Origin of the sequence: Pseudonocardia sp. MH-G8 (genome assembly GCF_002262885.1) — a bacterium.
Lineage (GTDB): Bacteria > Actinomycetota > Actinomycetes > Mycobacteriales > Pseudonocardiaceae > Pseudonocardia.
Genome location: NZ_NKYF01000010.1, coordinates 77254 through 90918, shown reverse-complemented (window position 1 = coordinate 90918; position 13665 = coordinate 77254). Strand labels below are relative to the sequence as shown.

General features: G+C 75.3%; 12 protein-coding genes. 7 read left to right on the top strand and 5 right to left on the bottom strand.

The annotated features are described in order from the left end of the window. Positions 1-51: 51 nt before the first annotated feature. The 3 genes from CFP66_RS22960 to CFP66_RS22950 are packed head-to-tail and all read left to right on the top strand — an operon-like array spanning position 52 to position 3279. Positions 52-849 (top strand): ROK family protein, encoded by a 798-nt coding sequence (locus tag CFP66_RS22960; RefSeq protein WP_094927203.1) that lies wholly within the window; start codon positions 52-54, stop codon positions 847-849. A gap of 16 nt (positions 850-865) precedes the next feature. After that, positions 866-2539 carry a glucose-6-phosphate isomerase gene (pgi, locus tag CFP66_RS22955; protein ID WP_233159633.1) on the top strand — a complete coding sequence of 558 codons (1674 nt, stop codon included), beginning with the start codon at positions 866-868 and terminating at the stop codon, positions 2537-2539. A 23-nt stretch (positions 2540-2562) separates the two neighbouring features. After that, the gene (locus tag CFP66_RS22950; RefSeq protein ID WP_158228176.1) at positions 2563-3279 is read left to right on the top strand and encodes a phosphatase PAP2 family protein; all 717 of its coding nucleotides are present in this window, start codon (positions 2563-2565) and stop codon (positions 3277-3279) included. A gap of 66 nt (positions 3280-3345) precedes the next feature. Here CFP66_RS22950 and CFP66_RS22945 read toward each other — a convergent pair whose 3' ends face one another. After that, on the bottom strand, positions 3346-4152 hold the full coding sequence (locus CFP66_RS22945) for a DNA-formamidopyrimidine glycosylase family protein (protein WP_094927355.1): 807 nt from the start codon (positions 4150-4152) through the stop codon (positions 3346-3348). An 89-nt stretch (positions 4153-4241) separates the two neighbouring features. Between CFP66_RS22945 and CFP66_RS22940 the strand changes: the two genes are divergently transcribed. Then, positions 4242-6056 carry an NHL domain-containing thioredoxin family protein gene (locus CFP66_RS22940; protein ID WP_233159631.1) on the top strand — a complete coding sequence of 605 codons (1815 nt, stop codon included), beginning with the start codon at positions 4242-4244 and terminating at the stop codon, positions 6054-6056. A 279-nt stretch (positions 6057-6335) separates the two neighbouring features. On the opposite strand, the gene bla is transcribed toward CFP66_RS22940, so the two are convergent. Further along, positions 6336-7217, bottom strand: coding sequence for a class A beta-lactamase (gene bla, locus CFP66_RS22935; RefSeq protein ID WP_094927201.1), 882 nt, complete (start codon positions 7215-7217; stop codon positions 6336-6338). Between the two features lie 128 nt (positions 7218-7345). On the opposite strand from bla, the gene CFP66_RS22930 reads away from it, so the two are divergent. Next, positions 7346-8218 carry a LysR family transcriptional regulator gene (locus CFP66_RS22930; protein WP_158228175.1) on the top strand — a complete coding sequence of 291 codons (873 nt, stop codon included), beginning with the start codon at positions 7346-7348 and terminating at the stop codon, positions 8216-8218. After that, positions 8215-9132 carry a serine hydrolase gene (locus CFP66_RS22925; protein WP_094927199.1) on the top strand — a complete coding sequence of 306 codons (918 nt, stop codon included), beginning with the start codon at positions 8215-8217 and terminating at the stop codon, positions 9130-9132. The genes CFP66_RS22930 and CFP66_RS22925 overlap by 4 nt, the downstream gene beginning before the upstream one ends. A gap of 6 nt (positions 9133-9138) precedes the next feature. On the opposite strand, the gene CFP66_RS22920 is transcribed toward CFP66_RS22925, so the two are convergent. From CFP66_RS22920 to CFP66_RS22910, 3 genes are read right to left on the bottom strand one after another with little or no spacing between them, the layout of a single operon-like run. After that, positions 9139-10386 carry a glycosyltransferase gene (locus tag CFP66_RS22920; RefSeq protein ID WP_094927198.1) on the bottom strand — a complete coding sequence of 416 codons (1248 nt, stop codon included), beginning with the start codon at positions 10384-10386 and terminating at the stop codon, positions 9139-9141. 45 nt (positions 10387-10431) lie between these two features. Further along, a complete protein-coding gene (locus tag CFP66_RS22915) occupies positions 10432-11319 on the bottom strand; it encodes a hypothetical protein (protein ID WP_094927197.1) in 888 nt (295 codons plus the stop codon). Next, positions 11312-12949, bottom strand: coding sequence for an ABC-F family ATP-binding cassette domain-containing protein (locus CFP66_RS22910; RefSeq protein ID WP_094927196.1), 1638 nt, complete (start codon positions 12947-12949; stop codon positions 11312-11314). Before CFP66_RS22910 ends, CFP66_RS22915 begins: the two co-directional genes overlap by 8 nt. A gap of 112 nt (positions 12950-13061) precedes the next feature. On the opposite strand from CFP66_RS22910, the gene CFP66_RS22905 reads away from it, so the two are divergent. Then, complete coding sequence (locus tag CFP66_RS22905) at positions 13062-13658, top strand: TetR/AcrR family transcriptional regulator (protein WP_094927195.1); 597 nt, start codon at positions 13062-13064, stop codon at positions 13656-13658. The last annotated feature ends 7 nt before the right edge of the window (positions 13659-13665 follow it).

Here is a 13665-nt window from a genome sequence, read left to right as displayed (position 1 = left end):
GAGCAGGGCGAGGGGTGCGCGGGCGCGCGCGGACGGTTACCGTCCCGCGTCGTGGAGCAGGCGTACGAGAACGACACCGGGCCGCGCACTCTGGCCATCGACATCGGCGGGTCCGGGCTCAAGGCGATCGTGCTGGCGCCCGACGGCGAGGTGGTCTCCGACCGCACGCGCCGCGAGACGCCCTACCCGTGCACGCCGCCGGTCCTGCTGGCCGAGCTGTCCGCGCTCGCCGTGACCCAGCCCGCGCACGACCGCGTGTCCGTCGGGTTCCCGGGCGCGATCCGCAACGGCCGGGTGCGCGAGGTCCCGGCGTTCTCGCGGCGCGGACCGGGGCTGCCTCCGGACCCGGAACTGGTGGCGCAGTGGACCGGGTTCGACCTGCAGACCGCGCTCGCGCAGCGGTTCGGCCGCCCGACGCGCGTGGCCAACGACGCCGACGTGCAGGGCTGCGCGGTCATCTCCGGCCACGGCATGGAGCTGGTGGTCACCCTGGGCACCGGGATCGGCTGCGCGGTGTTCTACGACGGCGCCCTGCTGCCGCACATGGAGCTGTCGCACGGCACGTTCGGCGGCACGTCCATCGAGGTCGCCTGCGGCGACAACGAGCGCCAGAAGATCGGCAAGGACGCCTGGCGGGCGCGGGTGCTCGAGGCGCTGGACGCCTTCGAGGCGATGGTGCTGCCCGACCACCTCTACGTCGGTGGCGGCAACGCCAAGAAGCTCGACCCGGACGCCCTCGGCCCGAACCGGACCCTCGTGCCGAACATCTCCGGTCTGCTGGGCGGGATCGCCCTCTGGGAACGGACCGGCGACGGCGAGCGCGTCCCGGACGCCGTCTCGAGCGCGTAGACGGCAGGATGGCGGCGTGTCCGCAACCGACATCCCCGCCCTCCCGGCCGACATCACGGCCACGCCCGAGTGGTCCGCGCTCGCCGAGCACCACGCCGCCGTCTCCGGACGTCACCTGCGTGAGCTGTTCGCCGACGACCCGGAGCGCGCCACCGCCCTGACCGCCAGCGGCGCCGACCTCGTCCTGGACTACTCCAAGCACCGCATCACCCGCGACACGCTGCCGCTGCTCACCGCCCTCGCGCGGGCCGCAGGCCTGCCCGAACGCACCGAGGCGATGTTCGCGGGCGCGCACATCAACACCAGCGAGGACCGCGCGGTGCTGCACACCGCCCTGCGCGCACCGCGGGCCACCGCACTGGCCGTCGACGGCCAGGACGTGCTCACCGACGTGCACACCGTGCTCGGGCGGATGGGCGAGTTCACCGACGCCGTCCGCTCCGGGGCGTGGACCGGGCACACCGGCGAGCGGATCCGCGCCGTCGTCAACATCGGGATCGGGGGCTCCGACCTCGGCCCGGTGATGGCCTACGAGGCGCTGCGTGCCTACGCCGACCGCACCTTCACCATGCGGTTCGTCTCCAACATCGACCCGACCGACATCACCGAGGCCACCCGCGACCTCGACCCGGCCACCACGCTGTTCATCGTCTCCTCCAAGACGTTCGGCACCCTGGAGACGCTGACCAACGCCAAGGTGGCCCGGCAGTGGCTGGTGGACGGCCTCGGCGACGAGTCGGCCGTGGCGAAGCACTTCGTGGCGGTGTCGACGAACGCGAAGGAGGTCAGCGCGTTCGGCATCGACGAGGCCAACATGTTCGGCTTCTGGGACTGGGTCGGCGGGCGCTACTCCCTCGACTCCGCGATCGGGCTCTCGCTCATGGTCGCGATCGGCAAGGAGCAGTTCGCGGAGTTCCTCGGCGGCATGTACGCGATGGACTCGCACTTCCGCAAGGCCCCGCTCGAGGAGAACCTGCCGGTCATCGCCGGCCTGCTCAACGTCTGGTACACGAACTTCTACGGCACCGAGACCCACGCCGTGCTCCCCTACAGCCAGTACCTGCACCGGCTGCCCGCCTACCTGCAGCAGCTGACGATGGAGAGCAACGGCAAGTCCGTGCGCGGCGACGGCTCCCCGGTCGTCACGGCGACGGGTGAGATCTTCTGGGGCGAGCCGGGCACCAACGGGCAGCACGCGTTCTACCAGCTGCTGCACCAGGGCACCCGCCTCGTGCCGGCCGACTTCATCGGTTTCGCCGAGCCCAACCACGCGATCGACGTGGAGGGCGAGGGCGACATGCACGACCTGTTCATGTCGAACCTGTTCGCCCAGAGCCAGGCGCTGGCGTTCGGCAAGACGGCCGAGGAGATCGCCGCCGAGGGCACGCCCGCCGACGTCGTGCCGCACAAGGTGATGCCGGGCAACCGGCCCTCGTCCACGATCCTCGCGAGGAAGCTCACGCCGTCCACGCTCGGACAGCTCATCGCGTTCTACGAGCACGTCACGTTCGTGGAGGGCACGATCTGGGGCGTCGACTCGTTCGACCAGTGGGGCGTGGAGCTCGGCAAGGTGCTCGCCACCAGGCTCAGCCCGGTGCTGTCGGCCGACACCGCCGACACCGCCGGCCTGGACGCCTCCACCGCGGCGCTGGTGCGCCGCTACCGGGAATGGCGGGGTCGCCCCGCCTGAGGTTCCAGCGAAGGAGGGCGCGGGTGCGCGAGCTGCACGACGACGGGCGGGACGAGGCCCCACCCGCCGGGCTGGGCGGGCCCGCGTCCCTCCCCGCACCACGCCCGGGGATCGGCGCCGGCGTCGCCGTCCTGCTGGGGATCGCGGCGCTGGCGGGCCTGTGGACCGCGTTCACCGGGGTGGGGCCCGCCCACCTGGACGGCGAGCTGCTCGGCGAGTCGATCCGGTCGCGCACCGACACCCTCACGGGGCTCGCCGTCGTCGTCACCGAGCTGGGCAGCACGGTGTCGATGGCACTGCTCGCCACGGCGGTCGGCGTCTGGTCCTGGCGGGCCGGGCGCCGCGCCGACGCCGTGCTCGCCGTCGGCGCCATGGCGGGTGGCGCGGCCGCGTTCCGCGGGCTCAAGGAGCTGCTGAACCGGCCCCGTCCCCCGCTCGACGGGCGGCTGGTGCACGCCGGGAACGAGTCGCTGCCCTCCGGGCACGCCACGATGGCGATCGTCGTGATCGGCACGATCGTCGTGCTCGCCTGGGCCGGCCGCACCCCCGCGCACCGCGTCGTGATGGTGCTCGGTGCCGCGCTGTGGATCGGCGCCGTCGGCTACACCCGCATCTACCTGGGCGTGCACTGGTTCAGCGACGTCCTCGCCGGCTGGCTCGTCGGCGGCGCCTGGCTGGCGCTGTGCGTGGCGGGTTGGAGCTGGTGGCGCGCCCGCTCCGCGGCGCCGCCGGCCCCCTGACCGGACGAGCGGCACCCTCGTACCGCTCTATCGGACGAACGTGCCGCTCGTACCGCTGGGCAACCCCTATCCCTGCTCTCTCCCGCACCACCACGTCGTTCGGCCGCCCACCTTGCCGTGGGTCATCCTCGCGCCGCAGCGGGGGCAGGACGCGTCGGCGTGCCGGAACGGGATCACCTCGCCGGTGTGCACCCCGCCGTTCGCGATCGCGCTCGCGATGGCCCGGCCCATCGCGGCGTGCAGGCGGTCGAGGGTGGGCCCGTCCAGCTCGTCGGCGGGCGCGGCGGGCCGGACGGCGGCCTGCCAGAGGATCTCGTCGGCCAGCAGGTTGCCCACCCCGGCCAGCACGCCCTGGTCGAGCAGCCGTGCCTTCACCGGCGCGCCACTGCGTGCCACGCGCGTGCGGAACTCGTCGCGGCCGATCGTCTCGGCGTCCGGCCCGAGCACGGACAGGTCCGGCTCGAGGCGGACGCGGCCCAGCCGCCGCTTGTCGAACAACCGCAGCGTGCCGCCGTCGGCGAAAACGATCGTGAAACGGTCCCACTCGGGCTTGCGGGGCGTGCGGTCCGGGCGTTCGGGCTCCCCGCCACCCCGCTCGCCGTCCCCGTCGCTGACCACCAGCCGCCCGCCCATGCCCAGGTGGACGCCGAGATGCGGCCCGGGCGTGCCGTCGCGGGCCGCCGTCTCGCACCACATGGTCTTGCCGCGCCGGTGCGCCGCCACGAGCCGGCCGCCGACCAGCGCCCGAGCGATCTCGCCCGGCGGGTGCGGCCGGCAGACCCACTCGTCGTTGTCGTCGACGCCGCGGATCACGCGGTCGAGGGCACCCATGAGGACCTGGCGCGCGCTCTCCACCTCGGGCAGTTCCGGCACGGGCCTCAGTCTGCCCGGTGCCACGAGCACGATCGTCGCGAGCAGCACGCGCTCGGAACAGCGGCGCGCCCCGTCACGTTGGCCTGCTCGTGGGTCGATCACGGGTACGGGCGCCGGAGTTGCGGGGGCGGCGCTGGCTGAACACGGGCGGCGCCGGGCTCTCGCTCGCCGAGCTGCGCGGCAAGATCGTGCTGCTGGACTTCTGGACGTTCTGCTGCATCAACTGCCTGCACGTCCTCGACGAGCTGCGCGAGCTCGAGGAACGCCACTCCGATGTGCTGGTGACGATCGGCGTGCACTCGCCGAAGTTCGTGCACGAGGCCGACCCGGACGCCGTCGAGGCCGCCGTCGAGCGCTACGCCGTGCACCACCCGGTGCTCGACGACCCGGAACTGGTCACCTGGGACGCCTACGCCGCCCGGGCCTGGCCGACGCTCGTCGTCGTCGACCCTGCCGGGTACGTCGTCGCGCAGCTCTCCGGTGAGGGGCACGCGCACGGCCTGGCCGTGCTGGTCGAGGAGCTGGTGGCCGAGCACGAGGCCGCGGGCACGCTGCGCCGCGGCGACGGCCCGTACGTCGCGCCGCCCGACCCGGCGACGGCGCTGCGCTTCCCCGGCAAGGCGATCGCGCTGCCCGGTGGCACGTTCCTCGTGGCCGACACCGCCCACCACCAGCTCGTCGAGCTGGAGCCCGACCTCGTCACGGAGCGGCGGCGCATCGGCACCGGCGAGCGCGGGCTTTCCGACTCACCCGCGCGCTTCTCCGAGCCGCAGGGCCTCCTCCTGCTCCCCGAGCACGCGGCCGCGGGCTACGACGTCGTCGTCGCCGACACCGTCAACCACGCGCTGCGCGGCGTACGCCTGGCCGACGGCACCGTCACGACGCTCGCGGGCACCGGGGAGCAGCTGCGCACCCGGGTGGAGGTCGGCAGGGCCGCCGACGAGCTGTCGTCACCGTGGGACCTGGCGTGGTGGCAGGACCGCGTGGTCGTCGCGATGGCGGGCAGCCACCAGCTGTGGACGTTCGATCCGCGCACCGGCGCGGTCGCCGTGCTCGCCGGCACCACCAACGAGGGCCTGCGCGACGGGCCGCGCGCCGACGCGTTCTTCGCCCAACCGTCGGGTCTCGCGGTCGGGCCCGACGCCACGCTCTGGGTGGCCGACGCCGAGACCTCCGCCCTGCGCGCCGTGGCGGCCGCTCCTGCCGCCGGCGCGGAGGTGAGCACCGCCGTCGGGCAGGGCCTGTTCGACTTCGGGTTCCGCGACGGCCCGGCCGACCAGGCCATGCTGCAGCACCCGCTCGGCGTGGCCGTCCTGCCCGACGGCTCGGTGGCGCTCGCCGACACCTACAACGGTGCGGTGCGCCGCTACGACCCCGTCACCCGCAGCGTCGGCACCCTCGCCCGCGACCTGCGCGAGCCGAGCGACCTGCTGGTCGACGGCGAGCACCTCGTCGTGGTCGAGTCGGCCGCGCACCGGCTGGTCCGGGTGCCGATCCCGGCGAGCACCCGCGTGGACGGCCAGGCTCACCGCGTGCGGCGCGCCCGCACCGACCTCTCCCCGGGCGCGCTCGCACTGCGGATCGACTTCACCCCGCCGACCGGCCAGCACCTCGACACCCGGTTCGGAGATCCCACCTCGCTCACCGTGGCCGCGTCCCCGCCCGAGCTGCTCGCGGCAGGGACGGGCACGGCACCCGGGCTCGACCGCGCGCTGCGGTTCGCCGCCGACGGGCCGGGCGAGGGCGTGCTGCAGATCAGCGTGGCCGCCGCAGCCTGCGACGACGGCGACGGCGTGTTCGCCGCCTGCCACCGCTACCAACAGGACTGGGGCATCCCGGTGCGGCTGGTGGACGGGGCACCGGGCGAGCTCGTACTGGACCTGCGCGCCGTGCACGAGGGGTGACCACCCGCCGGGCTCGACCATCGCCTCGCAGGCCAGGTGCCCACACCTGATCGACCCGAGAAGCACGCCACAGCCGCCACGAACGTGGCGGCGCCGGCTGACCCCACCCACGGCTGATCGGTCTCAGAAGCACACCACAGCAGCCACGACCGCCCCCACGCGCTTCTCGCAGCGATCAACACGTGCTGATCGCCGCGAAACGTACGTGGTTGCGCCGCGCCCAGCCCTGGTGCGCGGCTCGCAACGATCATCGCCGCGGCGGGCGCCGGCGGCGGCGGTTCACGCCAGGCCTTCCACCACCACCCGGGTGGCCTCCGCGAGGAGGGCGTCCTCGTTGTCGGCGTCCTCCGTCGTGCGGGACGAGAGGAGCACGAGGACGATCGGCGCGCGGTCCGGCGGCCACACCACGCCGACGTCGTTGGTCGTGCCGTAGCTGCCGGTGCCGGTCTTGTCGCCCACCCGCCAGCCATCGGGCACGCCGGCGCGGATGCGCGCGTCGCCGGTGGTGTTGCCGACGAGCCACCCGGTCAGCAGCGCCCGGTCGTCCGGGCCGAGGCGGTCGCCCAGCACCAGGGCGTCCAGGCAGCCTGCCATCGCGCGTGGACTGGTCGTGTCGCGCTCGTCGCCCGGGATCGCGGTGTTGAGCTCGGGTTCGATCCGGTCGAGGCGGGTGACGTCGTCGCCGAGCGAGCGGGCGAGTGCCGTGATCCCGCCCGGTCCGCCGAGGTCTGCCAGCAGCAGGTTGCCGGCGGTGTTGTCGCTGAAACGGACCGCGGCGTCGCACAGCTCGCGGATGGTCATGCCGTCGGCCACGTGCTGCTCGGTGACCGGCGAGTAGTCCACGAGGTCCGCCTGCGCGTAGTGCACCCGCTGGTCGAGGTGCTCGGGCGGGGTGGCGTCCAGTACCGCGGCGGCGGCCAGCGCCTTGAACGTCGAGCACATGGCGAACCGCTCGTCGGCGCGGTGCGCGACCTCGCGGCCGGAGCCGGTGTCCAGCGCGTAGACCCCGAGTCGCGCGTCGAAGCGGCGTTCCAGCTCGGCGAGGCGGTCCGTGGGGGCCGGCGCGGGTGGCGCGGCGGGCGGCGCGGCAGTCGGCGCCGGGGAGCCGCACCCGGCCAGCGGCAGCAGCAGCGCCGCTCCGAGCAGGGTGCGACGGCGCACGGGGCGAAGGAGTCTTTCGTCTTTCCCGATCACGGGCGCCAGGCAAGCAAGGCACGATCCATACCGCAAATAGGATGACACGCGGGTATCGATACGGCCCTGCTATCGACGCTGCTACCGTCGCGCGTGTGGATCTCCTGCGGCATCTGGACTTCTTCGTCACAGTCGCTGAAGAGGGTCACTTCGGGCGTGCGGCGGCCCGGCTCGGGATCGCCCAGCCGCCGCTGTCGCAGGGGCTGCAGCGGCTGGAGCGCGCGCTCGGCGTCGTGCTCGTGGACCGCAGCTCCCGCGGCGCCCGGCTCAACGCCGCGGGCCTCGACCTGTTGCCCCGGGCCCGCGCGCTCCTGGAGGGCGCGGAGGAGCTGCGTCGCGCGGCGAGCGCGCACGGCGCCGCCGCTCCGGTCCGCATCGGCGCGGTCCCGCAGCTCACGGCCCGCGCCGTCGCCGCCCTCGCCACCGCCTGCCGGGCCGCGGGTGCTCCGCCCGAGGTCGTCACCGGTTCCACCACAGATCTGGTCGACGGGCTGTCCGCCGGGCGGATCGACCTCGCCGTGGTGGTGCACCCCGCGTTGCTCGGCCCCCTGCACAGCGGGCCCGTGCACCGGCTGGCCACGACGCTGGTGCTCCCGGCCGACCACCCTGCGGCGGCCACGACCGGGCCGGTGGTCCTGCGGTCGCTGCGCGGCCTCCCGCTCGCCACTCCCCCACGCGCGCACGGCCCCGCGGCGCACGACCTCCTGCTCGACACCCTCGAGCAGCGCGGCCTGGTCGCCGAGCCGGTGAGCGCCGCGGACGACCGCGCCGCGCTGGTCCTCGCCGCGGCCGGTCGGGCCTTCGCGATCACCGCTGATCCCGATCTGCACGCACCGGGCGTGGTCCGCCGGGTCGTCGCCGGGGAGGCGCTGCCGCTGCGTCTGCGCGCCGTGTGGCGCGGCCACGGCCCCGCCCCCGCCATCCGCGACGCCGTGCTCGCCGCGCTGGACGCGGAGCCGGCCGCGTGAGCTCGCCCGGGAGCGGGCACGGCACCGACCTCGAACGCGAGATCCGCGCGACGTTCGCCGACGCCGGCGTGCACGGCCGGCTGCACGCCGTGCCGCTCGGCGGGCCGTCACGGGAGGTCGGTGTCGACCCGGACGAGCCGGTCGTGATGGCCTCGGTCTACAAGGTGCCCCTGCTCGTGGCGTTCTGCCGCCGGGTCGACGCCGGCGAGCTCGACCCGCGCGAGCAGGTGACGGTGGAACCCGCCGAGCGGACCGCGGGCCCGAGCGGGCTGTCGGTCATGCGCGACCCCGTCACGCTCTCCTGGCGCGACCTCGCCTGTTCCATGATCACCGTGTCGGACAACGCCGCAGCGGATGTCGTGCTGCGCCGCGTCGGGCTCGCCGCGGTCCTCGAGGTGCTGCACGACCTGGAGCTGCGCCACACCCGGGTGCACGGGGGGACGGCCGAGGTGCTCCGCACGCTGGTGGCCGACACCGCCACCCCCGACACCGACGCCGCGTTCCGCGCGCTGGGCAGCAACGATGCGGCGCCGGCCATCCGCGCCTACGACGCCGCGCTGGACAGCGCCACCACCGCACGGGACATGACGCGCCTGCTCGCCGCGATCTGGGGCGACCGGGCCGCGTCCCCGGGCCAGTGCGCGTTCGCGCGCGACCTGCTCGGTGCGCAGGTCTGGTCGCACCGGCTCCGCTCGGGGTTCCCGCCGGTCGGGGTGCGGGTGGCCGGCAAGACCGGCACGCTCGGCGCGGTCCGCAACGAGGTCGGCGTGGTCGAGTTCGACGGTGAGCGGCCCGTGGCCGTCGCCGTGTTCACCCGCGCTGCCCGCGCCGAGGCCGTCCTGCCCCGGGCGGACGCGGTGATCGGCCAGGCCGCCCGCCTCGCCGTGACCGACCTGCGCTCCGGCCGCCTCTGACGACGGCTACGCCCGCAGCTGTTCGACCGCCTCGACGACGCGGCCCGCGCCGTCCTCGGTGGCGATCCCCGCGGCGAGCGCGACGGCCCGCTCCCGGTACGCCGTATCGCGGTGCACCGCGGCGAGCGCTGCGGCGAGGCGCCCGGCGGTGAGCGTGCGGAAGGGCAGCGCACCCGGGGACACCCCGAGCCGTTCGACGCGGCCGGCCCAGAACGGCTGGTCCGCCGCCACCGGGACCGGGACCTGCGGCACTCCGGCGCGCAGGGCCGCGCCCGTCGTCCCCGCACCCGCGTGGTGCACGATCGCGGCGCTACGGGGGAACAGCCACTCGTGCGGGACGTGCCCCACTGTCAGCACGTCGTCGTCCGCGACGTGCAGCCCCGCCCAGCCGGCCTGCACGACCGCGCGGACGCCGGCTCGGCGCACCGCCTCCCGCACGAGGGTGCTCAGCCGCTCGCCGTGCGACGCGGCCAGGCTGCCGAACCCGACGAACACCGGGGGCGGGCCCGCGGCCAGGAACTCGGTGAGAACCGGATCCGGGGTCCAGCCCTTCGGGACCGGCGGCCAGAAGTAACCGCACACCCGGATGCCCGGCCGCCAGTCCGCAGGCCGGGGGATCACCCGCGGGCTGAAGCCGTAGAACACGGGCCAGTCCTGCGCCGCCTGCTCCGCGAGCAGGGCGCCGGGACCGCGGTGTGGCCGGCCGAGCTCGTCCTGGGTGCGGGCGATCGCCCGGGCGAACGGGGCAGAGCCCGCGCCCTGCAGCAGCTGACCGGCCCACCGGTTCAGGAACCGGCCCATCGAGGGCACGCCCACAGGCGGCGGGAAATCACCGGTCGGGTGGACCGGGGCCACGTAGACACCCGCGCTCGGGATGCCCACGCCGCGCGCGATGTCGTACCCGCCGAGGCCGCTGACCTGCGAGAGCAGGATGAGGTCGGCGCCCCGCCGCGCGGCGTCGAGGAAGCCGGCGTTCATGTCCGGCAGGATCCGCGCCAGCAGCCGCACCAGCCGCACGGCACCGATGGCACCGTCGCGCCCCTGCTCCCAGCGGCGGTTCTCCCGGGATCGGGCATTCTGCGTCGGATCACCGGGCAGGGGGCGGAACTCCAGACCCGCACCGGTCACGTGGTCGCCGAACGGCTCGAACGCGGCCACCGCCACCCGGTGGCCGGCGGACTGCAGCCGCAGCCCGAGCCCGGTGAACGGGGCGACGTCGCCCATCGTCCCCGCCGCACCGATGAGGATCTCCACCCCGCACAGGATCCCGAGCGCGCAACCGCCCCGCAACCACGTCGCTCAGCCGGCAGTGCGCAGTGCGGCGACGTACCCGCTCTCGAGCGCCACGAGCACCGCCCCGTCCGCGGCGACGGCCACGCCGTGCGGCTCGCTGCCCTCGCCGAGCTCGTGCACGGCGGTGACGGTGCCCCGCTCGTCGAGGTGCGCCAGTGCGCGCCGGCCCCAGAGCGTGACCCAGCAGCCGCCTGCGCCGTCGGGGGTGACGGCGTGCGGGCGCGCGGCACGGTCGGGCAGGTCGAACTCCTGCAGCTCGTCGCCGGGCACCAGCCGGCCGACCCGGCCCGCGCCGATCTCGGCGAACCAGAGCGCGGTGCCGTCGCCGGCGATGCCGACGGGCCCGCACTCGCGGTCCGGGAGCGGGTGCAGGGTGATCACGCCGGCCGGATCGACACGGGCGAGCGCGGCGTTGCGGTTGAGGGTGCACCACAGGGCGCCGTCCGGCCCCGTGGTGATCATCGCGGGCATCCCGCTCCCGGCGGGCAGAGCCGTCAGGGACACCGTGCCGTCGGGCGCGAGGCGGCCGACGGCGTCGGCATCGATGGCGGTGAACCAGACGGCGCCGTCCGGCCCGGTGGTGATGCCGTAGGGGCCGCTCCCGGCGGGGACCGCCACGCTCTCCCGGCTGCCGTCGGCGGCGATCCGGTCGATGCGGTCGTCGCCACCCCGGGTGACCCACACGGCACCGTCCGGCCCGGTTGCCAGCAGGTAGGGGCGCGACGCGACGTTGCCGAGATCCAGCAGTGCGGGCGGCGCCCCCGGCTCCAGCCGGGCCACCTGGCCGGCGTGCACGAGCGTGACCCAGACGACGCCGAGGGCGTCGACGGCCACCGCGTAGGGCCCCGCTCCGGGCGCTCCGACCGGAGTGCGGGTGATCACGGTGTCAGGCATGGACGACTCCTGTCGGGGTGGAGGTGGCGAGCTCGCGGACGTCGACGACGCGCCCGGTCCACGCCTCGCGCAGCCGCCGGTCGTGGCTGACCACCACGAGCGCACCGGGGTACCGGTCGAGGGCGGCTTCGAGCTCCTCGACGAGGCCCAGCGCGAGGTGGTTGGTGGGCTCGTCAAGCAGCAGCGCGTCGTGCGGGTCGGTGAGCAGGCGGGCGAGCTCGACCCGGCGCCGCCCACCGGTCGACAGCGCCGCGACGCGCCGGTGCAGGTCCTCCTCGCGGAACAGCCCGAGAGCCGCGAGCGCGCGGGCGTGGTCGTCGGGGTCACCACGACGGTCCTTCCCGAAGGCCTCGAGCACGGTGCGCTCGGGCGCCACCCCCGGCTCCTGCGCGAGGTGGCCGACGCGCCCCCGCCGCACGACCGCACCCGCGGTCGGGATGAGCTGCTCGGCCAGCAACCGCAGCAGCGTGGTCTTGCCGCTGCCGTTGGGTCCGGTGACGAGGATCCGGTCCCCGCGGTCGACGACGAGGTCGACGGGGGCCAGCCGGCCTGCGACGCCGGCACCGGCCACCTCGAGCACCGGGCCGTCCGGTGCGGTGGCGGTCGCGGGCTCTCCCCGGAAGCGCAGCGGCTGCGGTGGCACCGGGACGGGATCGTCGAGCAGCCGGCGCAGCCGCTCCTGCGTCGCCCGGACACGGCTCGCCAGCGAGGCCTGGACGCGCCCGGCGGCGCGGCCGTAGGCCATCTTGTTGCGGTCGGTCATCTCGCGCCCCGGCGCGACCCGCCGGGCCGTCGTGGCGGCCGCCGTGCGCAGCCGGGCGACCTCGTCCTCCCAGGTGGCGCGGGCCTGCTCCCACCGCGCCCGCTCGCCCGCCTTCGCGCGGCGGTAGTCGCTGTAGCCGCCGCCGTAGCGGGCGACCCGCCCCTCGTCGATCTCGAACAGCGCACCCGCGACCCGGTCGAGGAAGACGCGGTCGTGGGAGACCACCACCGTGGTGCCCGCCCGGGCCCGCAGGTGGTCCTCGAGCCACGTGGTCGCCGCGACGTCGAGGTGGTTGGTCGGCTCGTCGAGCAGCAGGACCTCCGGCGCGGCCGCCAACAGCACGGCGAGGCGCAGGCGTGCCCGCTGCCCGCCGGACAGGGCGGCGAGGCGCCGCGAGCGCGGGAGGCCGGCGAGGCCCAGGCCGGCGAGTGCCTGCGCGACGCGGGCGTCGGCGTCGTAGCCGCCCCGCAGCTCGAAGGCCGTGCTGACGGCGCCGTACTCGTCGAGCAGGTCCGCGCCGGACGCGTCGGTCATCGCCTGCTCGAGCTCGCGCAGCCGCCTCTCGAGGCGCCGGATCTCGGCGAGCGCGTCGTCGACGGCGTCGTCCACGCTCCAGTGGCCGGGCAGCGGGTCGTCCTGGGCGAGGAACCCGCACCCACCGGGCGCGACGACGACGACCTCGCCGCCGTCCGGACGCTCGGCGCCTGCGAGCAGGCGCAGGATCGTCGACTTTCCGGAGCCGTTCTCCCCGATGAGCCCGGACGTCGCACCGGCGGGGAACGCGGTGGTGACGGCGTCGAGCACCGCGCGGTGCTCGAACGACTTCGTGAGGGCGTGCAGCGACAGCTGCGTGGCGGTGGATGACATGCGGCACTCCAGGGCAGACGCGTCCAGGGATCGGGGACGGGTCAGCTGAGCACCGCACACCTCCTCAGATGCGACTCTTGTCGCAATAAGAGGATGCCGGGATGATGGTCGGATGTCAAGCGAGCCCGTGCGCCGTCCCGGCGGTCGTACCGCGCGGATCCGCGCCGCCGTCCTGGCCGCCGTCGAGGCGGAGTTGCTCGACCGCGGCTTCGACGCGCTCACCGTCGACTCCGTGGCCGAGCGTGCGGGCGTGCACCGCGCAACCGTCTACCGCCGCTGGCAGGACGTCGGCGGCCTGCTCGCCGACGCGCTCGACGCCGGGCGCGAGGACAGCTGGCGTCCGCCCGACGAGGGCAGCCTGGCGGCCGACCTCACGGCCCTGAACCGCGACGTCCTGGTGCACCTGACCGCGCCGCGTTCCCTGAGCCGGGCGCTGATCGTGGCCTCGTTCCGCTCCGCGGTCGCGGCCGAAGCACTCCGCCGCTTCCTCGACGACCGCTACCGGCGCAGCCACGTGGTGGTCACCCGCGCCGTGGCGCGGGGGGAGGTGCCCGCCGCAACCGTCCCGCGGTGGCTCCTCGTGGCCGCCACGGCCCCGCTCTACCACGAGATCCTGCTGCTGGGCGGTGCCGTCGACGACGCACTCGCGGTGCGCAACGCCGTGCAGGCCGCGCGGGGCGCTGCCGCGGGCGCCTACGCCCCGGACTGACGGGCGC